Annotated in this window: 21 protein-coding genes; 20 read left to right on the top strand and 1 reads right to left on the bottom strand. The window is 72.9% G+C overall.

Annotation, left to right across the window (positions count from 1 at the left end):
• Positions 1-189: 189 nt before the first annotated feature.
• The 16 genes from rsmH to FH609_RS07945 all read left to right on the top strand — a co-directional run bounded on the left by rsmH (position 190) and on the right by FH609_RS07945 (position 18,411).
• Complete coding sequence (rsmH, locus tag FH609_RS08020; protein WP_139666444.1) at positions 190-1,164, top strand: 16S rRNA (cytosine(1402)-N(4))-methyltransferase RsmH; 975 nt, start codon at positions 190-192, stop codon at positions 1,162-1,164.
• Positions 1,161-1,871, top strand: a complete 711-nt coding sequence (locus tag FH609_RS08015) for a hypothetical protein (RefSeq protein WP_139666445.1) — start codon at positions 1,161-1,163, stop codon at positions 1,869-1,871. The genes rsmH and FH609_RS08015 overlap by 4 nt, the downstream gene beginning before the upstream one ends.
• A gap of 85 nt (positions 1,872-1,956) precedes the next feature.
• A complete protein-coding gene (locus FH609_RS08010) occupies positions 1,957-3,837 on the top strand; it encodes a peptidoglycan D,D-transpeptidase FtsI family protein (RefSeq protein ID WP_139666446.1) in 1,881 nt (626 codons plus the stop codon).
• Positions 3,838-4,038: 201 nt separating this feature from the next.
• Positions 4,039-5,715: a UDP-N-acetylmuramoyl-L-alanyl-D-glutamate--2,6-diaminopimelate ligase gene (locus FH609_RS08005; protein WP_139666447.1), complete on the top strand. Its 1,677-nt coding sequence runs from the start codon at positions 4,039-4,041 to the stop codon at positions 5,713-5,715.
• Position 5,716: 1 nt separating this feature from the next.
• On the top strand, positions 5,717-7,135 hold the full coding sequence (locus FH609_RS08000; RefSeq protein WP_139666448.1) for a UDP-N-acetylmuramoyl-tripeptide--D-alanyl-D-alanine ligase: 1,419 nt from the start codon (positions 5,717-5,719) through the stop codon (positions 7,133-7,135).
• Positions 7,132-8,196 (top strand): phospho-N-acetylmuramoyl-pentapeptide-transferase, encoded by a 1,065-nt coding sequence (gene mraY / locus FH609_RS07995; protein WP_139666449.1) that lies wholly within the window; start codon positions 7,132-7,134, stop codon positions 8,194-8,196. The genes FH609_RS08000 and mraY overlap by 4 nt, the downstream gene beginning before the upstream one ends.
• A complete protein-coding gene (gene murD / locus FH609_RS07990) occupies positions 8,193-9,620 on the top strand; it encodes a UDP-N-acetylmuramoyl-L-alanine--D-glutamate ligase (protein ID WP_139666450.1) in 1,428 nt (475 codons plus the stop codon). Before mraY ends, murD begins: the two co-directional genes overlap by 4 nt.
• A 105-nt stretch (positions 9,621-9,725) precedes the next feature.
• Positions 9,726-11,099 (top strand): putative lipid II flippase FtsW, encoded by a 1,374-nt coding sequence (gene ftsW, locus FH609_RS07985; RefSeq protein WP_405378859.1) that lies wholly within the window; start codon positions 9,726-9,728, stop codon positions 11,097-11,099.
• A 6-nt stretch (positions 11,100-11,105) separates the two neighbouring features.
• Positions 11,106-12,197, top strand: coding sequence for an undecaprenyldiphospho-muramoylpentapeptide beta-N-acetylglucosaminyltransferase (gene murG, locus FH609_RS07980; protein ID WP_139666451.1), 1,092 nt, complete (start codon positions 11,106-11,108; stop codon positions 12,195-12,197).
• Between the two features lie 36 nt (positions 12,198-12,233).
• Complete coding sequence (locus FH609_RS07975) at positions 12,234-13,052, top strand: cell division protein FtsQ/DivIB (protein WP_139666452.1); 819 nt, start codon at positions 12,234-12,236, stop codon at positions 13,050-13,052.
• Between the two features lie 291 nt (positions 13,053-13,343).
• The gene (gene ftsZ, locus FH609_RS07970) at positions 13,344-14,579 is read left to right on the top strand and encodes a cell division protein FtsZ (RefSeq protein WP_139666453.1); all 1,236 of its coding nucleotides are present in this window, start codon (positions 13,344-13,346) and stop codon (positions 14,577-14,579) included.
• Positions 14,576-15,307, top strand: a complete 732-nt coding sequence (pgeF, locus tag FH609_RS07965) for a peptidoglycan editing factor PgeF (RefSeq protein ID WP_139666454.1) — start codon at positions 14,576-14,578, stop codon at positions 15,305-15,307. Before ftsZ ends, pgeF begins: the two co-directional genes overlap by 4 nt.
• A complete protein-coding gene (locus FH609_RS07960; protein WP_139666455.1) occupies positions 15,304-16,035 on the top strand; it encodes a YggS family pyridoxal phosphate-dependent enzyme in 732 nt (243 codons plus the stop codon). The genes pgeF and FH609_RS07960 overlap by 4 nt, the downstream gene beginning before the upstream one ends.
• A gap of 131 nt (positions 16,036-16,166) precedes the next feature.
• Positions 16,167-16,790 (top strand): cell division protein SepF, encoded by a 624-nt coding sequence (locus FH609_RS07955; RefSeq protein ID WP_139666456.1) that lies wholly within the window; start codon positions 16,167-16,169, stop codon positions 16,788-16,790.
• Between the two features lie 75 nt (positions 16,791-16,865).
• Positions 16,866-17,153, top strand: coding sequence for a YggT family protein (locus tag FH609_RS07950; RefSeq protein WP_097229029.1), 288 nt, complete (start codon positions 16,866-16,868; stop codon positions 17,151-17,153).
• A gap of 49 nt (positions 17,154-17,202) precedes the next feature.
• Entirely contained in the window at positions 17,203-18,411 is a 1,209-nt protein-coding gene (locus tag FH609_RS07945; RefSeq protein WP_139666457.1) for a DivIVA domain-containing protein, read from the top strand.
• Positions 18,412-18,528: 117 nt separating this feature from the next.
• Here FH609_RS07945 and ileS read toward each other — a convergent pair whose 3' ends face one another.
• Positions 18,529-21,672, bottom strand: a complete 3,144-nt coding sequence (gene ileS / locus FH609_RS07940; protein ID WP_139666458.1) for an isoleucine--tRNA ligase — start codon at positions 21,670-21,672, stop codon at positions 18,529-18,531.
• Between the two features lie 478 nt (positions 21,673-22,150).
• Here ileS and FH609_RS07935 point away from each other — a divergent pair, with 478 nt between their 5' ends.
• From FH609_RS07935 to FH609_RS07920, 4 genes are read left to right on the top strand one after another with little or no spacing between them, the layout of a single operon-like run.
• Positions 22,151-22,624, top strand: a complete 474-nt coding sequence (locus FH609_RS07935; protein ID WP_405378841.1) for a TraR/DksA family transcriptional regulator — start codon at positions 22,151-22,153, stop codon at positions 22,622-22,624.
• 42 nt (positions 22,625-22,666) lie between these two features.
• Positions 22,667-23,302, top strand: a complete 636-nt coding sequence (gene lspA, locus FH609_RS07930; protein ID WP_139666459.1) for a signal peptidase II — start codon at positions 22,667-22,669, stop codon at positions 23,300-23,302.
• A 25-nt stretch (positions 23,303-23,327) separates the two neighbouring features.
• Positions 23,328-24,269, top strand: coding sequence for an RluA family pseudouridine synthase (locus FH609_RS07925; RefSeq protein ID WP_139666460.1), 942 nt, complete (start codon positions 23,328-23,330; stop codon positions 24,267-24,269).
• A 10-nt stretch (positions 24,270-24,279) separates the two neighbouring features.
• The gene (locus tag FH609_RS07920; protein WP_139666461.1) at positions 24,280-25,872 is read left to right on the top strand and encodes a Na+/H+ antiporter; all 1,593 of its coding nucleotides are present in this window, start codon (positions 24,280-24,282) and stop codon (positions 25,870-25,872) included.
• The last annotated feature ends 17 nt before the right edge of the window (positions 25,873-25,889 follow it).

The raw sequence follows: 25,889 nt of genomic DNA, 5'->3' as shown, positions 1-25,889 counted from the left end.
TTCCCCGGTTGCGCCGAAACGCCGGGCCCGACCAACCTCAGTGATTGACCGCGAACGCAGGTGGGCTAGTGTGACGCGCACGGAGAGGCGCGCCCCGGCGGCGCCGCCGTTCCCGCCCGCCAGCGGCTCGGCCCCCTTCGACGCTCTCCGCTCTCCGCCGAAGGTCCTCGAAGGTTCCCCGGAAGGCGCATGACGACCAGCAACGACCGTCCGCCGGAAGTCCGGCACCGCCCCGTGATGCTCCAGCGCTGCGTGGAGCTGCTGGGTCCGGCGCTGGACGCCCCGGGCGCCGTGGTCGTCGACTGCACGCTCGGCCTCGGCGGGCACAGCGAGGCCCTGTTGACCACCTTCCCTGACGTCCGGCTGGTCGCGCTGGACCGCGACCGGGCCGCGCTGCGGCTGGCCGGCGAACGCCTGGAGCGCTTCGGGGACCGCGCCACCCTGGTGCCCGCCGTCTACGACGAACTCCCCGCCGTGCTGGCCCGACTCGGCCTGCCGAGGGTGGCCGGCATCCTGTTCGACCTCGGCGTCTCCTCGATGCAGCTCGACGAGGAGGAGCGCGGCTTCGCCTACGCCAGGGACGCCCCGCTCGACATGCGGATGGACCAGGACTCGGGCCTCAGCGCCGCCGACGTCCTCAACACCTACCCGCCCGGCGAACTCGTGCGCGTCCTGCGGACCTACGGCGAGGAACGGAACGCCCGCCGGATCGTCGAGGCGGTGGTCCGCCAGCGCGCCGCAGCCCCGCTGACCAGCAGCGCCCAACTCGTCACCCTCATCAGGGACGCGCTCCCGCAGGCCGCCAAGCGCACCGGGGGCAACCCGGCCAAGCGCACCTTCCAGGCCCTGCGGATCGAGGTCAACGGCGAACTCGCCGTGCTGGAACGGGCGCTGCCGGCGGCCGTCGACGCCCTGGCGCTCGGCGGGCGGATCGTGGTGCTCTCCTACCACTCGCTGGAGGACCGCCTGGTCAAGCGGGTGCTGACGAAGGGCGCCAGCCACACGGCGCCGCCCGAACTCCCCGTCGTTCCCGAGCGGTACCAGCCCCGGCTGCGGCTGCTGACCCGGGGCGCCGAGCAGCCGTCCGAGGCGGAGGTCGCCGCCAACCGCAGGGCGGCCCCGGCCCGGCTGCGCGCCGCCGAACGCGTCCGGGAGGACGCATGAGCCAGCGCGACCGTTTCACCACCCTCGCCGGGCTCGGCCAGCTGACCCGGCTGAACCGGCTGTCCGGCCTCGTTCCCGCGCGCGGCTCGACCGCCGCCCGAACGCCCTTCGTGCTGCTGGTGGTCGTGCTGCTCGGCGCCGGCATGGTCGCGCTGCTGATCCTCAACGCCTCGCTCAACCAGGGCTCGTTCGAGCTGAGCGAACTGCGCCGGCAGACCCAGGAGCTGACCGACGAGCAGCAGCGGCTCCAGGCCGAGGTGGACGGCTACTCGGCGCCGGGCGCGCTCGCCGAACGCGCCGAGGAGCTGGGCCTGGTGCCCGCGGGACCGCCGGCGTTCCTCGGCTCCGACGGCGAGCTGCTCGGCGGGGCCTCGCCGACCCCGGCGCCCGAGCCGCCCCCGCCGGCCGAGCCCGAGGCGGAGAACGAGAACGGCGAAGGCGAGAACGGCGACGGTGACGCGGCCGGGTCGGAGGAGGAGCCCCAGGAGCTGCCGACGGAGGTCATTCCCCAGGGCGGCACCACGGACCCGACGCCCCCGGCGACGCCGACGCCGACCGCCGTCCCCACCCCCGTGGCCCCGACGCCGACCGCCGAGCCGACGCCGCCCGTCCAGCCGGCACCGCCCGTCCAGCCGGCCGTTCCCGACGCCGCCCCCGGCGAAGCGGCCCCCGCGCTCCCGCCCGCCCAGGGAGCGAACACCCCATGACCGACCACCGACCGGCCGGCCCCGCCCCGACCCCGGCGCCGGGCTGCGCGCCGGGCGGGGCGGCGCCCGGCGGAGCGGAGACGCCATGAGTTCCCCCCGGCCCCCGCGCCCGCGCGGCGCGCGCCCGGAGCGCGACCGCGCCGGCGCGCTGCGGCTGGCCACCCCGCGCCCCCGACTGCGCCTGGTCGGCCTCGGCCTGACGCTGGTGATGCTGGTGTTCGCGGTCCGCCTCGTCCAGGTGCAGGCCGTGGGCGCCGCCTCCTACGCCGAGCAGGCCGCGCTCAACCGCTATGTCCAGGTGCCGCTGACCGCCGAGCGCGGCGACATCACCGACCGCTCCGGCACCGCGCTGGCCACCACCGTCGACGCCTACGACATCACCGCCGACCCGCTGCTCTTCAGCGAGGAGGAGTCCGGCGTCGCCGACGCCCCCGAGCAGGCCGCCGCGCTGCTCGCCCCGATCCTGGGCCGGGACGAGGCGGAGCTGGTCGACCTGTTGGACGACCCCGAGACCCGCTACGTGGTGCTGGCCAGGGCGCAGACCCCCCAGACCTGGCGGCAGATCCGCGACCTGCGCGGCACCCTCGCCGAGCAGGCCAGCAAGGGCACCGGCGACCAGGTGCTCTCCGGCGTCTTCGCCACCGAGACCGAGAAGCGGGTCTACCCCAACGGCGACCTCGCCGCCGCCGTGCTCGGCTTCGTCAACGGCGAGGGCCAGGGCGCCGGCGGCCTGGAGGCCCAGCTCGACGCGCGGCTCGCCGGCGAGGACGGCACCATCACCTACGCCCAGTCCGGCGGCCGCCGGGTCCCGACGGCCGGCGAGAGCGAGCAACCCGCCGTTCCCGGCTCGGACGTGGAGCTGACCCTGGACCGCGACATCCAGTGGGCCGCCCAGGACGCCATCAGCGAGCAGGTCGAGGCGTCCGACGCGGACGGCGGCTATGTGGTGGTCCAGGACACCACCACCGGTGAGATCCTGGCGCTGGCCAACGCCCCCGGCTACGACCCCAACGCCATCGCATCGGCCGACCCCGACGTGCTCGGCAACCCTGCCCTCCAGGACGCCTTCGAGCCCGGCTCCACCAGCAAGCTCGTGACCATGGCCGCCGTGCTGGAGGAGGAGGCCGCCACCCCCGACACCCATGTCACCGTGCCCAACCGCCTCCCCAGGGCGGACCGCAGCTTCGCCGACCACGAGGAGCACGAGACGCTCTACCTCACGCTGGCCGGCGTGCTCGCCCACTCCAGCAACATCGGCACCATCCTGGCCGCCGAGCAGCTCGGCGAGACCCAGCCCGAGGCCAACGAGGTGCTGCACTCCTACCTCGACGCGTTCGGCTTCGGCCACCCCACCGGCCTCGGCTTCCCCGGCGAGACCGCCGGCATCCTCGCCCCGGCCGGCGAGTGGAACGCGTCCCAGCAGTACACGATCCCGTTCGGCCAGGGCCTGTCGATCAACGCGGTGCAGGCCGCCTCGGTCTACTCCACGGTCGCCAACGGCGGCGAGCGGATCGCCCCGAGCCTGGTGCGCGGCTGGCGCGGCCCGGACGGCCAGTTCGCGCCGGCGCCCGAGCCGGAGCGGAGCCGGGTGATCAGCGAGGACACCGCGGAACAGCTCGGCGAGATGCTGGAGACCGTGGTCGCCAGCGAGGACGGCACCGGCTCGGCGGCCCGCATCCCCGGCTACCGGGTCGCCGGCAAGACCGGCACCTCCAACCGGGTGGACCCGGAGACCGGCGCCTACTCCGGCTACACCTCCTCGTTCGCCGGCTTCGCCCCCGCCGACCAGCCCCGGGTCACGGTCTACTGCGCGGTGCAGAACCCGACCGAGGGCGACTACACCGGCAGCGAGGTGTGCGGCCCGGTCTTCAACGAGGTGATGGCGTTCGCCCTGGGGGCGCTCCAGGTGCCGCCCACCGGAACCGAGTTCGGCGGGCTGCCCGTCTCCTTCGACCCGGACGAGTAGCGGACGAGGAGCGCCGAGGCGCCCCGCGCCGGGGCCCGCGAGCCGCCGGCCCGCGCCAGCCGCCACGGCGGACCGGCGCGGCGGCGCTCCCCCAGCAGAAGCGCAGCGCCCCGGCAGAAGCAGCACGCCCCCCAGGAAGTCCCAGCAGAGCCCCAGGAAAGTCCCAGGAACAGCGCCCCGAAGAATGCGGAGCACAGGCACGTGAGAACCACCACCGACCGGTCCACCTCGTTTCGCTCCACCCCCGGCCCGCCCGGTACGCTCACCGCCGTGGCACAAGCTGATCACTCCCCGGCGGCCCCCCGTCCCCGGCAGCTGCGGCCGGTGCCGCTGGCCGCCCTGGCCGGGCCGCTGGGTGCCGAGGTTCCCGAAGGCCCACCGGTCACCGGCATCACCCACGACTCGCGCGCGGTGCTCCCCGGCGACCTCTACGCGGCGCTGCCGGGGGCGCGCTTCCACGGCGCGGACTTCGCCGCCCAGGCCGCGAGCCTGGGCGCGGTCGCCGTGCTCACCGACCCCGGCGGCGCCGAGCGCGCGGCGGCCACTGGGCTGCCGGTGATCACCGTGCCCGACCCGCGCACCCGCATCGGCGCGCTGGCGGCCGCGATCTACCACGAGCCGGGCGCCGACCTGCTCCAGATCGGCGTCACCGGAACGGCCGGCAAGACCACCACGGCCTACCTCATCGAGGGCGGGCTGCGCGAGGCCGCCAAGGACGGCGAGGCCACCGGCCTGATCGGCACCGTCGAGACCCGCATCGGCGACGAGCGGGTGAAGTCGACGCACACCACCCCGGAGGCCACCGACCTCCAGGCGCTCTTCGCCGTGATGCGGGAACGCGGGGTCAGCTCGGTGGCCATGGAGGTCTCCAGCCACGCGCTGACCATGGGCCGGGTCGACGGCTGCGTCTTCGACGTCGCGGTCTTCACCAACCTCAGCCCCGAACACCTGGACTTCCACCTCGACATGGAGGACTACTTCCGGGCCAAGGCGCAGCTGTTCACCAAGGCCAGGTCCAGGGCCGCCGTCGTCAACATCGACGACGAGTGGGGCCGCCGGCTGGTCGCCGAGGCCGGCGTGCCGGTGACCACCTACTCGGCCGAGGGCCACCCCGACGCCCACTGGCGCGCCGACGACGTCGAACTGGGGCCGCTGGGCTCCACGTTCACCGTGCTCGGCCCCGGCGGCCTCAGCCTGCGCGCCGAGGCCCCGCTGCCGGGCCCGTTCAACGTCTCCAACGCGCTGGCCGCCATCGTCGCCCTGGACGTCGCCGGCGTCGACCCGGCGACCGCCGCGCGCGGCGTCGGCGCGGTGCCCGGCGTGCCGGGCCGGCTGGAGCGGGTGCGCGCCGGCCAGCCCTATCTCGCCGTCGTGGACTACGCCCACAAGCCGGCCGCCGTCGAGTCCGTGCTCCAGGCGCTGCGCAAGGTCACCGAGGGCCGGCTGCACGCGGTGCTCGGCTGCGGCGGCGACCGCGACCCGCACAAACGCACCGCGATGGGCGCGGCGCTGGCCCGGCTGGCCGACACCGCCGTGCTCACCTCCGACAACCCGCGCTCCGAGGACCCGCTGTCGATCCTGGCCGCGATGCTCTCCGGCGCCGCCGAAGTCCCCGTCCACGAGCGCGGCACCGTCCTCGTCGAGGAGGACCGCGCCGCCGCCATCGCCGCCGCCGTGGCCCGCGCCGAGCCCGGCGACACGGTGCTGATCGCCGGCAAGGGACACGAGCAGGGGCAGGACATCGCCGGCGTGATCCGCCCGTTCGACGACCGCGTGGAGCTGCGCGCCGCCATCGAGCGCGCCGCCCGCGCCGGCGCGCGCCCCGACGACCGAGCCCACCCCCCGACCGACCAACCGACGCCAGGCGAGGCCCGCTGAAGTGATCCCCCTATCCGTTGACCAGCTCACCACGGTCGTGCGGGGAGTGCCGCACGACATACCTCCCGAGCCGCCGCGCGTCACGGGACCCGTGGTCATCGACTCCCGGCAGGTCGCGTCGGGATCGCTCTTCGTCGCGCTGCCGGGCGAGCGCGTGGACGGGCACGACTTCGCCGCCCGCGCCGTCGCCGACGGCGCGGCGCTGGTGCTCGCCGCCCGGCCCGTCGGCGTGCCCGCCGTCGTCGTGGACGACGTGGTCGCCGCGCTCAGCGCGCTCGCCGCGCACGCGGTGCGCGCGCTCGGCCCCAACGTCGTCGCGCTCACCGGCTCCGCCGGCAAGACCAGCACCAAGGACCTGATCGCCCAGCTGCTGCGCACCACCGGGCCCACGGTCTGGACGCCGGGCTCCTACAACAACGAGATCGGCCTGCCGCTGACCGTGCTCGGCGCGGACGAGACGACCCGTCACCTGGTGCTGGAGATGGGCGCGCGGGGCGTCGGCCACATCCGCGCGCTGACCGAGCTGACCCCGCCCCGGATCGGCGCGGTCCTCAACGTCGGCACCGCGCACCTCGGCGAGTTCGGCAGCCGGGAGACGATCGCCCTGGCCAAGGGCGAGTTGGTGGAGGCGCTGCCGCCGGCCGACGAGGGCGGCGTCGCCGTGCTCAACGCCGACGACCCGCTGGTGCGCGCGATGAGCGAACGCACCAGGGCCCGGGTGCTGCTCTTCGGCGAGTCAGCCGAGGCCCACGTCCGCGCCGAGAAGGCGCGCCTGACCCCCGAGGGCCGCCCGGCGTTCACGCTCGTAACCCCGGCCGGGTGCGCCGATGTGACGATGCGGCTGTACGGTGAGCACCATGTGTCGAACGCGCTTGCCGCGGCGGCCGTGGCGCATGAGGTAGGCATGTCCACCCCGGCCATCGCGGAAACCCTGGCCGGAGCGGAACCGCTCTCGAAGTGGCGGATGGAGGTCACCAAGCGGGCGGACGGCGTGGTGATCGTCAACGACGCCTACAACGCCAACCCCGACTCCATGCGCGCCGCGCTGCGCACGCTGGTGCACATGGGCGCCGCCGAGGGCGGCCGCACATGGGCGGTGCTCGGCGAGATGGCCGAGCTGGGCGACGACGCGTTGGCCGAGCACGACGCGGTCGGGCGGCTCGCCGTCCGGCTCAACGTCAACAGGCTTGTGTCCGTGGGCGGTCAGGAGGCCGCCTGGCTGGACATGGGCGCGAAGAACGAGGGTTCGTGGGGTGAGGAGTCGGTGCGTGTGTCCGACGCACAGGCAGCGGTCGAGCTGCTGCGCGGTCAGTTGCGACCGGGGGACGTGGTCCTGGTGAAGGCGTCCAGGGCGGTGGGCCTGGAGCAGGTGGCCCTGTCGCTCGCGGCCGACGGTGATGGTGAGGTCGCCGCCCGATGAGGCAGATCCTCTTCTCCGGAGCCATCGGGCTCTTCCTGACCCTGATCGGCACCCCGCTGCTGATCAAGCTCCTCGCCCGCCGGGGCTACGGGCAGTACATCAGGGACGACGGGCCGCGCGACCACCACAGCAAGCGCGGCACGCCGACCATGGGCGGCATCGCGTTCATCCTGGCCACCCTGATCGCCTACGGCGCGACCAAGCTGGTCACCGGCCAACCGCCGAGCTACTCCGGCGTGTTGGTGCTCTTCCTGATGGCCGGCATGGGCCTGGTCGGCTTCCTGGACGACTACATCAAGATCGTTCGCCGGCGCAGCCTGGGCCTGCGGGCCGGCGCCAAGATGCTGGGCCAGTTCATCGTCGGCGTCACCTTCGCGATCCTCTCGCTGAACTTCGAGGACGCCCGCGAGCTGACGCCGGCCTCCACCCACATCTCGTTCACCCAGGACTTCGGCTGGTCGATCGGCCCGGTGCTCTTCGTGCTGTGGGCGCTGTTCATGATCCTGGCCATGTCCAACGGCGTGAACCTCACCGACGGCCTGGACGGCCTGGCCACCGGCGCCGCCGTCATGGTCTTCGGCGCCTACGTCTTCATCGGCGTCTGGCAGTACGGGCAGACCTGCGCGGAGTTCGAGACCGCCAGCGTCACCTGTTACGAGGTGCGCGACCCCCTGGACGGCGCGGTGGTCGCTGCGGCCCTGATGGGCGCGCTCTTCGGCTTCCTGTGGTGGAACACCTCACCCGCCAAGATCTTCATGGGCGACACCGGCTCCCTGGCCCTGGGCGGCGCCCTGGCCGGCCTGGCCATCGTCTCCCGCACCGAGCTGCTGCTGGCCGTCCTCGGCGGCCTGTTCGTGCTGATCACCATGTCCGTGGTCATCCAGGTCGGCTCGTTCAAGCTCACCGGCAAACGGGTCTTCAAGATGGCGCCGCTCCAGCACCACTTCGAGCTGAAGGGCTGGAGCGAGGTGCTGGTGGTCGTCAGGTTCTGGATCATCCAGGGCATGTGCGTGATCGTCGGCATCGGCATCTTCTATGGAACGTGGGTGGCTGACTGGTGAGCGGGAACGGGTTCGCCGGCCGCCGGGTCACCGTCGCCGGCCTGGGCGTCAGCGGCGGCAGCGCCGCCCGGGCGCTGCTGGGCCTGGGCGCCGAGGTGACGCTGGTGGACGCCGGCAGCGGTGAGCGGCAGCGGGAGCAGGCGGAACGGTTGACCGCCGCCGGCGTCGAGGTGCGCCTCGGCGAGGCCGACGTGTTGCCGAAGGGCACCGAGCTGGTCGTCACCTCGCCCGGCTGGCGGCCCGACCACCCGCTGTTCGCGGCGGCGGCCGAGGCCGGCGTCGAGGTGTGGGGCGACGTGGAGCTGGCCTGGCGGCTGCGCGGCCCGGACGCCGCGCCCTGGCTCGCCGTCACCGGCACCAACGGCAAGACGACGACGACCGGGATGCTGGCGTCGATCCTGACCGCCGCCGGGCTGCGCACCGCCGCCGTCGGCAACATCGGCACCCCCCTGCTCGACGTGGTCCTCGGCGAGCCCCCGCTCGACGTGCTCGCCGTCGAACTCTCCAGCTACCAGCTGCACTGGGCGCCCTCCGTGCGGGCCCACTCGGCCGCCGTGCTCAACCTGGCGCCCGACCACCTGGACTGGCACGGCTCGATGGCCGCCTACGCCGCCGACAAGGGTCGGATCTACGAGGGCAACGAGGTCGCCTGCGTCTACAACGTGGCCGACCCGGCCACCGAGGAGCTGGTGCGGGCCGCCGACGTGGTGGAGGGCTGCCGGGCCGTCGGCTTCACCGTCGGCCCGCCGGCCCCCGGCCAACTCGGCGTCGTCGAGGGCCTGTTGGTGGACCGCGCCTTCGTGGAGAGCCGGGAGGTGGCCGAGGAGCTGGGCCAGGTCGCCGACGTGAACCCGCCGGCCCCGCACAACGTCGCCAACGCCCTGGCCGCCGCCGCGCTGGCCCGTGCCTACGGCGTGCGCCCGGACGCGGTCCGCGCCGGGCTGCGCGCCTTCACGCCCGACCCGCACCGCATCTCCACCGTGGCGCGGGTGGCGGACGTGGAGTACGTGGACGACTCCAAGGCCACCAACACCCATGCCGCCGCCGCCTCGCTCGGCGCCTATCCCTCGGTGGTCTGGCTGGCCGGCGGGCTGGCCAAGGGCGCGACGTTCGACGAGCTGGTCGCGCGGGCCGCCGACCGGCTGCGCGGGGTGGTGCTGATCGGCCGTGACCGGGCGCTGATCGCCGAGGCGTTGGCGCGACACGCGCCGGATGTGCCGGTCGTGGACCTCGAACGGACCGACACTGGGGCGATGGCCGCGGCGGTGCGCGAGGCGGCCCGCCTGGCCGGCCCCGGGGACACCGTCCTGTTGGCGCCGGCCTGTGCGTCGATGGACATGTTCACCAACTACACCGTGCGCGGCGAGGCGTTCGCCGAGGCGGTGCGGCGCCTGGCGGCGGAGCGAGACGAGAACGAGCAGTAGCCCACCGGCGGCCCGCGACCGCCGTCGCGGGCTGGAGGAGGGGTCCAGGTGAGTAGGGCGCGTAGGCCGCTGGGCGCGGTGACCGGGCTCCTCCGCGCGCCGGGCGTGAACGGCGCGGCGAGCGCGGTCGCGCACGCCGGCGTTGTGCGTGGCCGCGCATCGCGGGGCGCACAGCGCGAGCGTGCTCCGCGCCCGGCGGGGGAGCGCGGGCCGCGTGAGGTTCCCGTCGTGCGCCCCCCGCGCGGGCCGCGCCCGCCCCGGTTCCTCGAACGCCTCCGCGCCGCCTGGGACCGCCCGCTGACCGCCTACTACGTGCTGCTGGGCACCACCGCGCTGATCACCCTGCTCGGCCTGGTGATGGTCTTCTCCGCCTCCCAGATCCAGGCGCTCCGCTTCCAACACCCGGCCACCTTCTACTTCCGCAAGCAGTTGCTGGCCGCCGTCCTCGGCGCGGTGCTGCTGCTGATCGCCTCCCGCATCCCGGTCCGGCTGCTGCGCGCGCTGACCTACCCGTTCCTCGCCTTCGCCGTGGTGCTGCTGGTGCTCGTCCAGGTCCCCGGCATCGGCGTCGAGGTCAACGGCTCCACCAGCTGGATCGCCGTCGGCGGATCGTTCCAGCTCCAGCCCAGCGAGTTCGGCAAGCTCGGCCTGCTGCTGTGGGGCGCCGACCTGTTGGCCCGCAAGGGCGAACGGGGGCTGCTCACCCAGTGGCGGCACCTGCTGATCCCGCTGATCCCCGGCGCCCTGCTGGTCTGCGGCCTGGTGATGGTCGGCGGCGACATGGGCACCGTGATGATCCTGGTCGGCATCCTCTTCGCGCTGCTGTGGCTGGCCGGCGCCCCCACCCGGCTCTTCGGCGGGGTGCTCGCCGCCGCCTCCGTGCTCTTCGTGCTCTTCGTCACCACCGCCCCGCACCGGATGGACCGCCTCGCCTGCCTGGGCGCCACCGACCCCGGCCCCAACGACCGCTGTTGGCAGGCCGTGCACGGGATCTACGCGCTGGCCTCCGGCGGCTGGTTCGGCTCAGGGCTCGGCGCCAGCGTGGAGAAATGGGGCGAACTACCCGAGCCTCACACGGACTTCATCTTCGCCATCACCGGGGAGGAGCTGGGACTTGCGGGGACGCTGTCGGTCCTCGGTCTCTTCGCGGCTCTAGGCTATGCGGGTATCCGCGTGGCCGGACGCACGGAGGACCCCTTCGTGAGGTACGCCGCGGGAGGTGTGACCGCCTGGCTGATGACCCAGACCGTGATCAACATCGGTGCCGTGCTGGGTCTGCTGCCGATCGCCGGTGTGCCCCTCCCGCTGTTCTCCTACGGGGGTTCCGCCCTGCTGCCCACCATGTTCGCCGTCGGACTGCTGATCGCCTTCGCGCGCGGCGAGCCGGCGGCCAGGGCCGCCCTGGCCATGCGGTCGGAAGGGCACAGAAGAAAGACGATGAGACGGCGTGCTAGGTCGACGCCGTCCGGAGAGCGGTGAAATTCGGTGCATGTAGTCCTCGCTGGCGGAGGGACCGCCGGCCACATCGAGCCCGCGCTCGCCCTGGCGGACGCCCTGCGCAGACACGATCCGACGGTGGGCATCACGGCCCTCGGCACGGAGCGTGGCCTGGAGACCCGTCTGGTGCCGGAGCGGGGCTACGAGTTGGGGCTGATCCCCGCCGTGCCGCTGCCGCGCAAACCCACCCCCGAACTGATCACCGTGCCCGGCAGGTTGCGGGGCACCATCAAGGCGGCCGAGGAGATCATCGAGCGCACCAAGGCCGACTGCGTGGTCGGCTTCGGCGGCTATGTCGCGCTGCCCGGCTATCTCGCCGCCAAGCGCCAGCGGGTGCCGATCGTGGTGCACGAGGCCAACGCCCGCCCCGGGCTCGCCAACCGGATCGGCGCGCGCTACACCCGCTTCGTCGCCGTCTCCACCCCGGACAGCAAGCTCCGGCACGCGCGTTATGTCGGCATCCCGCTGCGCCGTTCCATCGCCACCCTCAACCGCGCCGCCAGCCGCGCCCAGGCCCGTTCCTACTTCGGCCTGGACGCCAACCTGCCGACACTGCTGGTCTCCGGCGGCTCCCAAGGCGCCCGCCGCCTCAACGAGGTGATCGCCGCCGCCGTCCCCGTGCTCCAGCGCTCCGGCGTCCAGGTGCTGCACGCGGTCGGCCCGAAGAACGAGCTGCCGCAGGTCGACACCATGCCGGGGATGCCGCCCTATGTCCCGGTCGCCTACGTGGACCGGATGGATCTGGCCTACGCGGCGGCCGACATGATGCTCTGTCGGGCCGGCGCCATGACCGTCGCCGAGCTGTCCGCCGTGGGCCTGCCGGCCGCCTACGTCCCGCTGCCCATCGGCAACGGCGAACAGCGGCTCAACGCCCAGCCGCTGGTCAAGGCGGGCGGCGGCCTGCTCATCGACGACGCCGAGCTGACCCCCGAGTGGGTCAGGGAGAACGTGCTGCCGGTGCTCACCGACGCCGGCCGACTGCACGCGATGTCCCACGCGGCCGCCGAGTTCGGCCGCAGGGACGCGGACGACCTGCTGGTCGGCATGGTGCACGAGGCCATCGCGGCGCGCCGGGGCTAGCCGACACGGAACGCGCGAGGCAAGGGAGTTGGGAGCGTGGCCGGAGTAACGACCGCCGAACGCGGCGGTGAACGCCGTCAGTCGGACGCCGGCCCGCCCTCCCGGCGACCGACCCGGCGCCGCCCGGCCTGGCTGCCCAGGCCCCGGGTGCTGCTGGCGTGGACGGTGCTGGCGGCCCTGCTGGGCGGCTTCGGCACCTGGGCGCTCTACGGCTCCGACTGGCTGCGGATCGACCGGGTCTCGGTCAACTGGACGGAGGGGCCACGGGAGTTGACCGAGGAGGAGATCCTGACCGCGGCGGCGGTGCCGGTCGGCTCCCCGATGGCCTCGCTGGACAAGGGCGCCGTCGGCGCCCGGCTGCTGGCCGAGCTGCCGCGCCTGGACAGCGTGCGGGTGGTGCGCGCCTGGCCCGACGGCGTCTCGCTGAAGGTGGTCGAGCGGGTGGCCGTCCTCCAGGAGGCCACCGCCGACGGCTTCGCCGAGGTCGACGACGACGGGGTGGCCTTCGCCGAGAACCCCGCCGAGCTGGACGGCGTTCCGCTGCTGGAACTGCGGGAGCCGACGGCGGGCAACGACGCGAGCTGGCGGCGGTTCGGCGAGGAGCGGCTGCGCGCCGAGGCCGCCTCGGTGCTGGCCGCGCTGCCCGGCGAGGTGCGCGACGACCTCCGGGTGGTCTCGGTCGCCTCCTTCGACGCCATCACGCTGGAGTTGTCACAGGACCGCACCATCCACTGGGGCAGCGCCGAGGACTCCGACGCCAAGGCCGACGCCCTGCGTACGCTGTTCAACGCGGCAGGAGACGCACGGCACTTCGACGTCAGCGCCCCCAGCGTCCCCGCCACGTCGGGGGGTTGACGACCGTTGACCACGCGTCACATCGCCGCAGGCCACACCCTGGTTGACGGTTCCGGGCCGTGATCACATAGGGTGAAAAGAAAAACAGGAGGTTCGGCGTGTTCGTTGAACGCGCACCACTTATCGACTTAGTGTCCGTTCCTAGGAATCCAAGGATCGGCAAGCACAGGTAACCCTAAACTTGAACGACAGGGTTCGGGACGGCTTATCCCCCGTCCCATCGGCATCAGTCGGCGCACTGCGGCATCACGCGGAGCGGCGACACGTAAATCGAGGCGAGAGGCCTTCGACGTGGCAGCACCGCAGAACTACCTCGCAGTCATCAAGGTCGTCGGTATCGGCGGCGGTGGCGTCAACGCCATCAACCGGATGATCGAGGTCGGTCTCAAGGGCGTCGAGTTCATCGCGATCAACACCGATGCGCAGGCGCTGCTGATGAGCGACGCCGACGTCAAGCTGGACGTCGGCCGCGAACTGACCAGGGGTCTCGGCGCGGGCGCCAACCCCGAGGTGGGACGCAAGGCTGCCGAGGACCACCGCGAGGAGATCGAGGAGGTCCTCAAGGGGGCCGACATGGTCTTCGTCACGGCGGGGGAGGGCGGCGGCACCGGCACGGGCGGCGCCCCGGTGGTGGCGAACATCGCACGGTCCCTGGGGGCCCTGACCATCGGCGTGGTCACCCGCCCGTTCACCTTCGAGGGCCGGCGGCGCGCCAACCAGGCCGAGGACGGCATCGCCAGCCTCCGCGACGAGGTCGACACCCTGATCGTCATCCCCAACGACCGCCTGCTGTCGATCTCCGACCGGCAGGTGAGCGTTCTTGACGCCTTCAAGTCGGCCGACCAGGTGCTCCTCTCCGGTGTCCAGGGCATCACCGACCTGATCACCACCCCCGGCCTGATCAACCTCGACTTCGCCGACGTCAAGTCCGTTATGTCCGAGGCCGGTTCGGCCCTGATGGGGATCGGTTCGGCGCGCGGGGACGACCGCGCGGTGGCCGCCGCCGAGATGGCGATCTCCTCGCCGCTTCTTGAGGCGTCCATCGACGGCGCGCGGGGCGTCCTGCTGTCCATCTCCGGCGGCTCCGACCTCGGCCTCTTCGAGATCAACGAGGCCGCCCAACTCGTCAGCGAGGCCGCGCACCCGGAGGCCAACATCATCTTCGGCGCCGTGATCGACGACGCCCTGGGCGACGAGGTCAGGGTCACCGTGATCGCCGCCGGCTTCGACGGCGGCCAGCCGCCCTCCAGGAACCGCGACAAGAGCCTCGCCGGGTACGGCGCCAAGGACGAGTCGAGCACGCTGGGTGGCGAGCGGTCGAGCGAGCCGGAGCCGGAGCGCCCGTCGTTCGGCGGCCTCGGCACCCTTCCGGCGCGCGAGCCCGCCTCGCTCTCGGACCGCGACAGCGAGCCCTCGCCGGTCGAGCCGGTCCGCGAGACGCCCAGGACCTCCCCGCAGGTCCCCCCGGCCCGCCCGTACGAGGGCGGTCAGGCCGAGGAGCTCGATGTGCCCGACTTCCTGAAGTGATAACCCGAGAGAGCACCGCGAGCGGCGCGCACTTCGCCTTCACCGACAGGGAGGGCGGGGTGAGCGCCGCTCCCCGTGCGAGCGCCAACCTGGGCGACGCCGTGGGCGACGACCCGGCCGCCGTCGCCGCCAACCGCGCAGCCGTCGCGGCGGGCCTCGGCCTCGAACCGGGCCGCGTGCGGTGGATGCGTCAGGTGCACGGCGGCGAGGTGGCCGTGGCCGACGAGCTGCCGGCCGACGGTGAACCGCCGGAGGTGGACGGGCTGGTGACCGCCGAGCGCGGGCTGGCCCTGGCGGTGGTGACCGCCGACTGCGTCCCCGTGCTGCTGGCCGACCCGGACGCCGGCGTGGCCGGCGCGGCGCACGCCGGCCGGCCGGGCCTGCTGGCCGGGGTGGTGCCGGCCACCGTCAAGGCGATGTGCGCGCTGGGCGCGCGCCCGGAGCGGATGGTGGCGCGCACCGGCCCCGCGATCTGCGGCCGCTGCTACGAGGTGCCGGCCGAGCTGGCCCGGCTGGCCGACGAGGCGGTGCCCGGCAGCGGGACCACCACCTCCTGGGGCACCCCGGCGATCGACATCCCGGCGGGCGTGCGGCGGCAGTTGGCCGAGGCGGGCGTCGCCGACGTCGCCTCCTCGCCGGTCTGCACCCTGGAGTCGGAGGCGCACTTCTCCTACCGGCGTTCGTCAACCACCGGCCGGCAGGCCAGCTATGTGTGGGTGGCGCGATGACGGACAGAGGGGCGCGCGCCGCCGAGTTGGCCGCCAACCTCGCCCGGGTGGAGGAGCGCATCCGGAGGGCGTGCGAAGCGGACGGGCGCGCCAGGTCCGAGGTGACCCTGGTGGTGGTCAGCAAGACGTATCCGGCCGAGGACGTCCGGCTGCTGGCCGGGCTCGGGGTACGCGAATTCGCGGAGAACCGTGACCAGGAGGCCGTCGAAAAGGCGGCCGCGTGCGCGGATCTCCCGCTGGTCTGGCACTTTGTGGGGCAGTTGCAGACAAACAAGGCGCGTTCGGTGGCCGGTTATGCGGATTATGTGCATTCCGTGGATCGTATAAAGCTGGTCAACGCCCTCTCGGCAGCGGTGAGTCGACGGGAACGCCCCTCGCTGAACTGTCTGATTCAGGTCGCGCTGGAAAAGGAGTCCGGCCTGGGGGAGGGGCGCGGCGGGGCGGCTCCGGCCGAGGTGGGCGCGCTGGCCCGGGCGATCGCCGAGGCTCCCGGGCTGCGCCTGGCCGGGCTGATGACGGTCGCTCCGCTCACCGGAGCCCTCGCGGGACGTCCGGCGGCGGCCTTTGACCGGCTGATAGAAATTTCCAGGGACCTGCGCACGACCGATCCGGCTGCCACCATGGTCTCTGCCGGCATGAGTGCCGATCTGGAGGAGGCGATCGCCGCGGGGGCGACACACGTGCGCGTTGGGAGCGCGGTACTCGGCGTGCGCCCCGCCCTCGGGTAACGTCGCCAAACGAGGGGCCACAGTCGAAAATATGGTCATTCCCGAGTAATTCGGGCAGGTTAGCGCAGATATCGTGGATCTCCCCGGCCCTTCGGCCGAAGCCGATCCACCACAGAGCGGAGGACGCAAGCGTGGCTGGCGCGATGCGCAAGATGGCGGTCTACCTCGGCCTCGTGGAGGACGACGGCTACGACCGCCCGGGGTACGGCCCCGATGACGAGTTCGAACCCGAGCCCGAGCCGGAGCGGAACCGGCGCCAGCCGGCGCACGAACCCCCGGCCAGAGAGCGCGCGGACGAGCCGGCCCGGGTGATCCACCCGCCGGCCCAGCGGGAGACGGAGCCGAAGCCCGCTCCCGTGCTGACGGAGAGCAGACGACCCGGGAGGATCGCTCCCGTGTCTTCCATCACACCAGAACGCCAGAACGTGGAGAAGAGCGCGCCGGTGATCATGCCCAAGGTCGTGTCAGAGCGGGAGCCGTACCGGATCACCACGCTGCACCCCAGGACCTACAACGAGGCCCGTACCATCGGGGAACACTTCCGCGAGGGGACCCCGGTGATCATGAATCTGACCGAGATGGACGACACGGACGCGAAGCGACTTGTCGACTTTGCGGCTGGTCTGGTCTTCGGTCTGCATGGCAGCATCGAGCGAGTGACACAGAAGGTCTTCCTGCTGTCGCCTGCTAACGTCGATGTAACGGCGGAGGACAAGGCCCGCATCGCTGAGGGTGGGTTCTTCAACCAGAGCTGACAGCAGGCGTATCGGAAGACGGAGTTGTGACCCGACGCGAGGTCGGGCACGGACCAGGGGAGAGGTACCGGCGGGATGGGCATCGTTCAACAAGTGCTGTTGATCGCCTTGTACTGCTTCCTCGGGCTGCTGCTCTTCCGACTCGTGATGGACTGGGTCCAGTTGTTCGCGCGCTCCTGGTCGCCCGGCAGCAAGCCGATGATTGTCGCCCTGGAAGCCACCTACACTGTCACAGATCCGCCACTGAAGACGCTGCGGAAGGTCCTTCCTCAGCTGCGCTTCGGGGGTGTGGCGCTTGATCTGTCCTTCTTCGTGTTGATGATCATCGTCTACATCCTGATCAACGTCGTGGCCAGCCTGTGAACGAGTACGGTCTTGCCGCTATGCCGACGATTTACGTTGAGGTGAAGAGATGCCGCTGACCCCCGAGGACGTGCGGAACAAGCAGTTCACGACCGTCCGTCTGCGAGAAGGCTACGACGAGGACGAGGTCGATGCCTTCCTCGACGAGGTTGAGGCGGAGCTGACCAGGCTGCTCCGAGAGAACGAGGATCTGCGCGCCAAGTTGGCCGCCGCCACCAGAGCGGCCGCGCAGAACCAACAGAACATGCGCAAACCGGAGCCGCAGGAGCGGCCTGGCGGGCCCGGTGGCGGTCCCATGCCGGCCATATCAGGTCCGGGCCAGCAGCAGCAGATGGGCGGCCCGCCCCAGCTGCCCGCCGGCCCCGGTGGCCCGCAGGGTCATGGCCCCGGTGGGCCCGGCCCGATGGGTGGCCCCGGTGGCCCTGGTCCGATGGGCGGTCCCGGCGGCCCGATGGGCGGCCCCGGCGGCCAGCAACACCCCGGCGCCCCGGTGCCGATGGGTGGCCACGGCGGTCCCGGCGGGCCCGGCCCGATGGGCGGCCACGGCCCTGGCCCCATGGGTGGCCCCGGCCCGATGCAGCAGCCCAGCGGCGGCAACGAGAGCGCCGCGCGGGTGCTGTCGTTGGCCCAGCAGACCGCCGACCAGGCGATCGCCGAAGCCCGTTCCGAGGCCAACAAGATCGTCGGTGAGGCCCGCAGCCGCGCCGAGGGTCTGGAGCGGGACGCCCGCGCCAAGGCCGACGCCCTGGAGCGGGACGCGCAGGAGAAGCACCGCGTCGCGATGGGCTCCCTGGAGTCCGCCCGCGCCACGCTGGAGCGCAAGGTGGAGGACCTGCGCGGCTTCGAGCGCGAGTACCGCACCCGGTTGAAGTCGTATCTGGAGAGCCAGTTGCGGCAGTTGGAGAGCCAGTCCGACGACTCGCTCGCCCCGCCCCGCTCGCCCGCCGCGCCGGCGCCCTCGCTGCCGCCGTCGCCGCAGCCCTCGCTGGCCTCGGCCGGCGCGCCCACCGGCGGCCCGGGCAACGGCACCCTCGGCGGGCACCAGTCGCTCGGCGGCAACCAGCAGATGGGTGGCCACGGCGGTCACGGCGGTCATGGCGGCCCGGGCCCCAACGGCCCCTCGTCGTACGGCGGTCAGCAGCAGATGTCGCCGGCCATGACGCAGCCGATGGCGCCGGTGCGGCCGCAGGGCCCGCAGCCGGTGCAGCAGGCGCCGTCGCCGATGCGCGGCTTCCTGATCGACGAGGACGACAACTGACGCCGGGTCGCGCCGGCTCGCGGCCGGCCGACCGTTCGGCATAGACGGTCAGATCATCAAGGGGCGGGCCCGGACTCCGAGGAGTCCGGGCCCGCCCCTTCGCGTGCTCGAGACGCGTCAGACGCGGCGCAGCCAGAACGTGGCGCCCAGCGCCTCGTCGCCGAACGGGCCCAGGAAGTCGTCCCCGCCGGTGCCCTCGGCGAAGTCGCTCGCCAGCACCTCGCTGGAGACCAGCGCCTGGTGGTCGGTCAACGCCCGGGCCATCTCCTGGTCCTCGGAGGTCCAGCGGACGGCGATCCGGTCGGCGACCTCCAGGCCGCTGTTCTTCCGCGCCTCCTGGACCAGCCGGATCACGTCCCGCGCCAGCCCGGCCCGGCGCAGCTCCGGGGTGATCTCCAGATCCAGCGCGACCGTCGCGCCGGTGTCCGAGGCCACCGCCCAGCCCTCGCGCGGGGTCTCGGTGATGATGACCTCGTCCGGGCTGAGCGCCACCCGTTCCCCTTCGACCTCGACGGAGGCCGTGCCGGTGCGCAGCGCCGCCGACAGCTCGGCGGCGTCCGCCTCGGCAATGGCCCGGGCGACGGGCTGGGTGCCCTTGCCGAAACGGCGGCCCAGCGCGCGGAAGTTGGCCTTCGCCGAGGTGTCGACGAGCGACCCGCCCATCTCGGCCAGGCCACCGAGCGCGGCCACGTTCAGCTCCTCGGCGATCTGCTCGCGCAGGTCGTCGCCGAGCAGTTCGAAGCCCTGGGCCGCGACCAGCGCCCGGCTCAGCGGCTGGCGGGTCTTCACGCCGGACTCGGCGCGGGTGGCCCGGCCCAACTCGACCAGCCTGCGCACCAGCAGCATGTCGCTGGAGAGGTCGGCGTCGACCAGCGTGAGGTCGGCCTCCGGCCAGGCCGCCAGGTGCACCGAGTCCGGGGCGTCCGGCGTCACCGGCACCACCAGGTCCTGCCAGACCCGCTCGGTGATGAACGGCACCAGCGGCGCCATCAGCCGGGTCACCGTCTCCAGCACGTCGTGCAGGGTGCGCAGCGCGGCCGGGTCGGCCTGCCAGAAGCGGCGACGGGAGCGGCGGACATACCAGTTGGAGAGGTCGTCGACGAAGGTGGAGACCAGCTTGCCGGCGCGCTGGGTGTCGAAGTTCTCCATGGCCTCGGTGACCATCTTGACCAGCGCGTTCAGCTCGCTCAGCACCCAGCGGTCCAGCAGCGGCCGGTCGGCCGGCGCCGGGTCGTCCCCGCCGGGCGCCCAGCCGCCGGTGCGGGCGTAGAGGGCCTGGAAGGCGACCGTGTTCCAGTAGGTGAGCAGCGTCTTGCGCACCACCTCCTGGATCGTGCCGTGCCCGACCCGGCGGGCCGCCCACGGGGAGCCGCCGGCCGCCATGAACCAGCGCACCGCGTCCGCGCCGTGCTGTTCCATCAGCGGGATCGGCTCCAGGATGTTGCCCAGGTGCTTGGACATCTTCCGGCCGTCCTCGGCGAGGATCAGCCCGAGGCAGACCACCGACTCGTAGGACGAGCGGTCGAAGACCAGGGTGCCGACGGCCATCAGCGTGTAGAACCAGCCGCGGGTCTGGTCGATGCCCTCGCAGATGTACTGCGCCGGGTAGTGCCGCTCGAACATCTCCCGGTTGCGGTACGGGTATCCCCACTGGGCGAACGGCATCGAGCCCGAGTCGTACCAGCCGTCGATCACCTCCGGCACCCGCCGGGCGGTCGACGCGCAGCCCTCGCCCGGGCAGTCGAAGGTGACCGCGTCCACATAGGGCCGGTGCGGGTCGAGCCCCGACTGGTCGGCGCCGGTCAGCTCGCTCAGCTCGGACAGCGAGCCGACGCAGGTGAGGTGCCCTTCGTCGCAGCGCCAGATCGGCAGCGGGGTGCCCCAGTAGCGGTTGCGGGAGAGCGCCCAGTCCACGTTGTTGTTGAGCCAGTCTCCGTAGCGGCCGTGCTTGACGGACTCCGGGTACCAGGTGGTGCGCTCGTTCTCCCGCAGCAGCTTCTCGCGCACGGCGGTGGTGCGGATGTACCAGGACGGCTGTGCGTAGTAGAGCAGCGGGGTGTGGCACCGCCAGCAGTGCGGATAGCTGTGCTCGTAGGCGACGTGCGCGAACAGCAGCCCGCGCGCGGCGAGGTCGGCCGTCAGCGCCTCGTCCGCCTTCTTGAAGAACTGGCCGCCGACCAGCTCCAGGCCCTCGTCGAAGGTGCCGTTGGCGCGGACCGGGTTGAGCACCGGCAGGCCGTAGGCGCGGCAGGTGCGCAGGTCGTCCTCGCCGAAGGCGGGGGACTGGTGGACCAGCCCGGTGCCGTCCTCGGTGGTGACATAGTCGGCGTTCACCACGTAGTGCGCGTCCGAGCCGCCGAAGTCCAGCAGCTCGAACGGGCGTTGGTAGGTCCAGCGCTCCATCTCGGCGCCGGTGAACGTCTCGCCGGTCCGCTCCCAGCCCTCGCCGAGGGCCCGCTCGACCAGCGGCTCGGCGACGACGAGGCGCTCCTCGCCGTTGGTCGCCACCACATAGCGGACCTCGGGGTGGGCGGCGACCGCCGTGTTGGAGACCAGCGTCCAGGGGGTGGTCGTCCACACCAGCAGCGCGGCCCGGCCGGCCAGCGGGCCCGAGGTCACGGGGAAGCGGACATAGACGGAGGGGTCGACGACCGTCTCGTAGCCCTGCGCCAGCTCGTGGTCCGACAGCCCGGTCTCGCAGCGCGGGCACCAGGGCGCCACCCGGTGGTCCTGGACGAGCAGGCCCTTGTCGAAGATCTGCTTCAGCGACCACCAGACCGACTCGATGTACTCGGGGTCCATGGTGCGGTAGGCGTTCGGCAGGTCGACCCAGTAGCCCATGCGGCGGGTCAGCTCGTCGAACGCGTCGGTGTGGCGGGTCACCGACTCGCGGCACTTCGCGTTGAACTCGGCGATGCCGTACGCCTCGATGTCCTGCTTGCCGGTGAAGCCCAGCTCCTTCTCCACCGCCAGCTCGACGGGCAGGCCGTGGCAGTCCCAGCCGGCCTTCCGCGTCACGTGGTAGCCGCGCATGGTGCGGAAGCGGGGAAAGACGTCCTTGAAGACCCGGGCCTCGATGTGGTGGGTGCCGGGCCGGCCGTTGGCGGTGGGCGGGCCCTCGTAGAAGACCCACTCGGGGCGGCCCTCGGACTGCTCCAGGCTGCGGGCGAAGGTCTTGTTCCGCTCCCACAGCTGAAGGATCTCGTGCTCCAGGGCGGGCAACTCCACCTGGGGCGGTACAGGGCGGTACTGCTGCGTCATCGGATCGTCCTCCGGCGGGACACCTGCGTGCGTTCTCCGTCCGGAGGGACGAGAGCGCGCGCTCCCGCGGTACCACCCTCCTTGGCCGGGGCCGCCAACTGGCCTGCCCGACCCGCTCGTTGGGCCGCGACGCCGGATCTACTCACCCGCGTGGGGCTTTCTGCCGGCGGCTCCGGGGTGATCTTCGCGTCGGGCCGGCCCCCGGGCTCGCACCGTCCCCGGGTCGCTGCGGGCCGCCTGACGACGCTACTCGTCCCCATCAACGCCTCTCGCGGCTCCCAGTGTAAGGGCGTCCGGCGGGCGCCGGTGACCGGTTATGCCGGGGCCGGGCGGGGCACAACGCAGGTGCGGTCCGGCGTGGCCTCGCGGCGGAGCCCCATGGTCGACTTATCGTTCCGGACACGATTCGCCAGCAAGATCACACTATGTGAAGGGATCGCGTCAGCGACGCGGGGGCCCGGGCAGACAGGAGCCAGCAGTGGCAACGAAGAAGAGCACCACGCGACAGCCGGAACCGGGAGCCGAGGCCACCGGCACCATGGCCCCGCCCGCCCCGGGCGACCTCGCGGTCCGCGCGGGGGAGGACCCGTGGACCCCGGAGGAGGTCGCCGAGGCCCGCGCCGGGCTGACCGCAGAGGCCGACCGGCTGCGCGAGGAGATCAGCGCGGCGGAGGAGGCGCTGACCGGCCTGATGCGGGACTCGGGCGACGGCGCCGGCGACGACCAGGCGGACACGGGCTCGAAGAACGCGACCCGCGAGCACGAGATGGCGCTGACCACCAACAACCGGGAGATGCTGTACCAGACCGAGCGCGCGCTGCGCCGCATCGAGGCCGGCACCTACGGCCTCTGCGAGAGCTGCGGCAACCCGATCGGCAAGGCGCGGATGCAGGTCTTCCCCCGGGCCACGCTCTGCGTGGACTGCAAGCAGAAACAGGAGCGGCGGCTCTGACGGACATCCGAGCCTCGCACGGCCGTGTCGTACCCTCGTTCCGTGAGCGAGGCGGAGCGAACCATCGAGACCCCCGAAGAGCCCGAGCCGGTCGCCGAGGACCCCGGGGACGCCGTGCGTGAGGACGACTCCGCGCCCGCCGAGGAGGCCGGCCGGGACGAGCCGGCCACGCCGGTCGCGCGCGGCCCGCGCCGGGTCGGGGTGCTGGTCATGGTCGCCGGCCTTGCCTATCTGCTGGACCTGGCCACCAAGATCTGGGTGGTCGACTACCTGGAGAACCCGGACCCCAACCGCGAGATCGAAGTGATCGGAGAATGGCTCCGGTTCGTCGCGGTGCGCAACCCGGGCGCGGCCTTCGGCTTCGGCGAGACGCTGACCGTCGTCCTCACCTGCGTCGCCACCGCCGTGATCGTGGTGATCATCCGGCTGGCCCGCAAGCTCTACAGCGCGCCCTGGGCGGTGGCGCTCGGGCTGCTGTTGGGCGGGGCGCTGGGCAACCTCACCGACCGGCTGCTGCGTTCCCCCGGCGTCTTCGAGGGGCACGTGGTCGACTTCATCGCCCCCAAGCACTTCGCCGTCTTCAACCTGGCGGACTCCGCGATCGTCTGCGGCGGCATCCTGATCGTGCTGCTCTCCTTCCGTGGCCTGGACCCCGACGGGACCGTGCACCGGGACTGACTCCGTTTCGGGCATACTCGATCGGGTGAGCACGCTTCCCGAAACCCGGACTCTGCCCGTTCCCGAGGGACTCGAGGGGGAGCGGGTCGACGCCGCGCTCGCCAGGATGTTGGGCTTCTCCCGCACCAAGGCGGCCGAGCTGGCCGCCGCCGGCAAGGTGCGGCTCGACGGGGCCGAGGTGGGCAAGTCCGAGCGGGTGACCGGGGGTTCGTGGCTTGAGGTCGAGATGCCGCCGCCGCCGGCCCCGGTGCGGGTGGTGGCCGAGCCGGTGCCGGGGATGGCGATCGTCCACGACGACGACGACCTCGTGGTCGTCGACAAGCCCGTCGGGGTCGCCGCGCACCCCAGCCCCGGCTGGCGCGGGCCGACCGTGATCGGCGGTCTGGCCGCCGCCGGCTACCGGATCGCGACCTCGGGCGCGGCCGAACGCCAGGGCGTGGTGCACCGGCTGGACGTGGGCACCTCGGGGCTGATGGCGGTCGCCAAGTCCGAGCTGGCCTACCGGGAGCTGAAGCGGCAGTTCCGCGACCGCACCGTGGACAAGCGTTACCACGCGGTCGTTCAGGGGCATCCGGACCCCCTCTCCGGAACCATCGACGCGCCCGTCGGCCGGCATCCGACCGCCGACTACAAGTGGGCGGTGGTCGCCGAGGGCAAGCACGCGGTGACCCACTACGACCTGGTCGAGGCGTTCCGGGCGGCCAGCCTGCTGGACATCAGGCTGGAGACCGGCCGCACCCACCAGATCCGGGTCCATCTGGCGGCGCACCGTCACCCCTGCGTCGGCGACCTCACCTATGGCGCCGACCCGACCATCGCCAAGCGGCTCGGTCTGACCCGGCAGTGGCTGCACGCGGTGCGGCTGGGCTTCGCGCACCCGGCGGACGGCCGCTGGGTCGAGTTCGTCAGCGACTATCCGGACGACCTCGGCCACGCCTTGACCGTGCTGCGGGCGGAAAGCGCGTAGGAAGAACTACGTGGACCAACTCACTCTGCTCTTCGCCCTGTTGCTCGGCTCCGTCGTGATGGTGCCGCTGGCGGAGTGGCTGAGGGTGCCGCCGCCGGTGCTGATGACCGTCTTCGGCGGCGGGTTGGCGCTGCTGCCGGCGGTGCCGAACGTGTCGCTGCCTCCGGAGTTCATCCTTCCGCTGGTGCTGCCGCCCGTGCTCTACGCGGCCGTGCAACGGACGTCCTGGCGGCAGTTCGCCGCCAACATCCGGCCGATCCTGCTGCTCGCGGTGGCGCTGGTCTTCGTGACCACGGCGGCGGTGGCGGCGGTGGCGCAGCTCGTGGTGCCGGACCTGCCGCTGGCGCCGGCGATCGCGCTGGGCGCGCTGGTCGCGCCGCCGGACCCGGTCGCGGCCACGGCGGTGGCCGGCCGGCTGGGGCTGCCGCGCCGGATGGTGTCGATCCTGGAGGGCGAGGGGCTCTTCAACGACGTCACCGCCATCACGCTCTACCACGTGGCCGTCACCGCCGCCGTGACCGGCTCGTTCTCCGCCTGGGAGGCCGGCGGGGAGCTGGTGTTGTCGGCGCTGGTCGCGGTGCTGGTCGGGCTGGTCCTCGGCTGGCTGACCGCCCGGCTGCTGGTGTTGCTGGGGGACGCGACGCTGCGCACCGGGCTGACGCTGCTGGCGCCGTTCGCCGCCTACGCCGTGGCCGAGGAGCTGCACGGCTCGGGCGTGCTCTCGGTGCTGGTCGCCGCGCTGTACCTGGGCGAACGGGCCACCGACCCGGACGACGTCACCGGCCGGCTGACCGGGCAGAGCTTCTGGGCGGTGATGGACCTGCTGGTCACCGGCGTGGCGTTCGGCCTGATCGGCCTGGAGCTGAACGTGGTGCTCACCGCCGCCTCCGGGCGCTGGGGCGAACTTCTGCCCGCCGCCGGGCTGGTGCTGGTCGCCGTTGTGCTGGTGCGGCTGCTGTGGCTGCTGCCGGCGGCCTGGCTCGCGAAGCGGCTGCACCGCAGGGCCAACCTGGACGAGGACATCCCGCACAGCTGGCGGGAGACCGTGATCATGTGGTGGTCCGGGATAAGGGGCGTGGCCTCGGTGGCGCTGGCCCTGGCGGTGCCGCTGACCGTGGACGACGGGGGCGCCTTCCCCGAGCGGGACGCGATCATCTTCATCGCGTTCACCGTGGTGGTGGGCACCCTGCTGATCCAGGGGCTGACGCTGCCCTGGCTGGCGACCCGGCTCGGGGTGCGGGGCGACAGCCGCCACGAGGAGGAGCTGGAGCACGAGCTGGCGGTGCGCGCGGCCAAGGCGGCCAAGGTGCGGCTGCGCGAGATCACCCGCGAGATGGACCTTCCCGAGGAGATCAGCGAGGCGCTGCTGCGGCGCGCCTACGACATCGGGATGCGGCTCTCCCCGCGCGTCGCCGAGGAGGACCGCCGCGAGTACGTCACCCAACGCAGCCAGCGGGTGCGGGAGATACAGCGTCTCCACTCCGAGCTGCTGTCGGCGGCGCGGCGCGCGGTCCTCGACGCCAGGGGTGAGCCGGGCACCGACCCGGAGGTGGTGGACCGGGTCCTCAACGAGCTGGACCGCCGCAGCCTGCCGCACGGCTGAGCGGGTGCCGCGTCGCG

It is taken from the genome of Streptomyces sp. 3MP-14, assembly GCF_006334905.2.
GTDB classification, from domain to species: Bacteria; Actinomycetota; Actinomycetes; order Streptomycetales; family Streptomycetaceae; genus Streptomyces; species Streptomyces triticirhizae.
The sequence above is the reverse complement of the archived record's forward strand: the minus strand, read 5'-3'. Positions and strand labels throughout refer to the sequence as shown.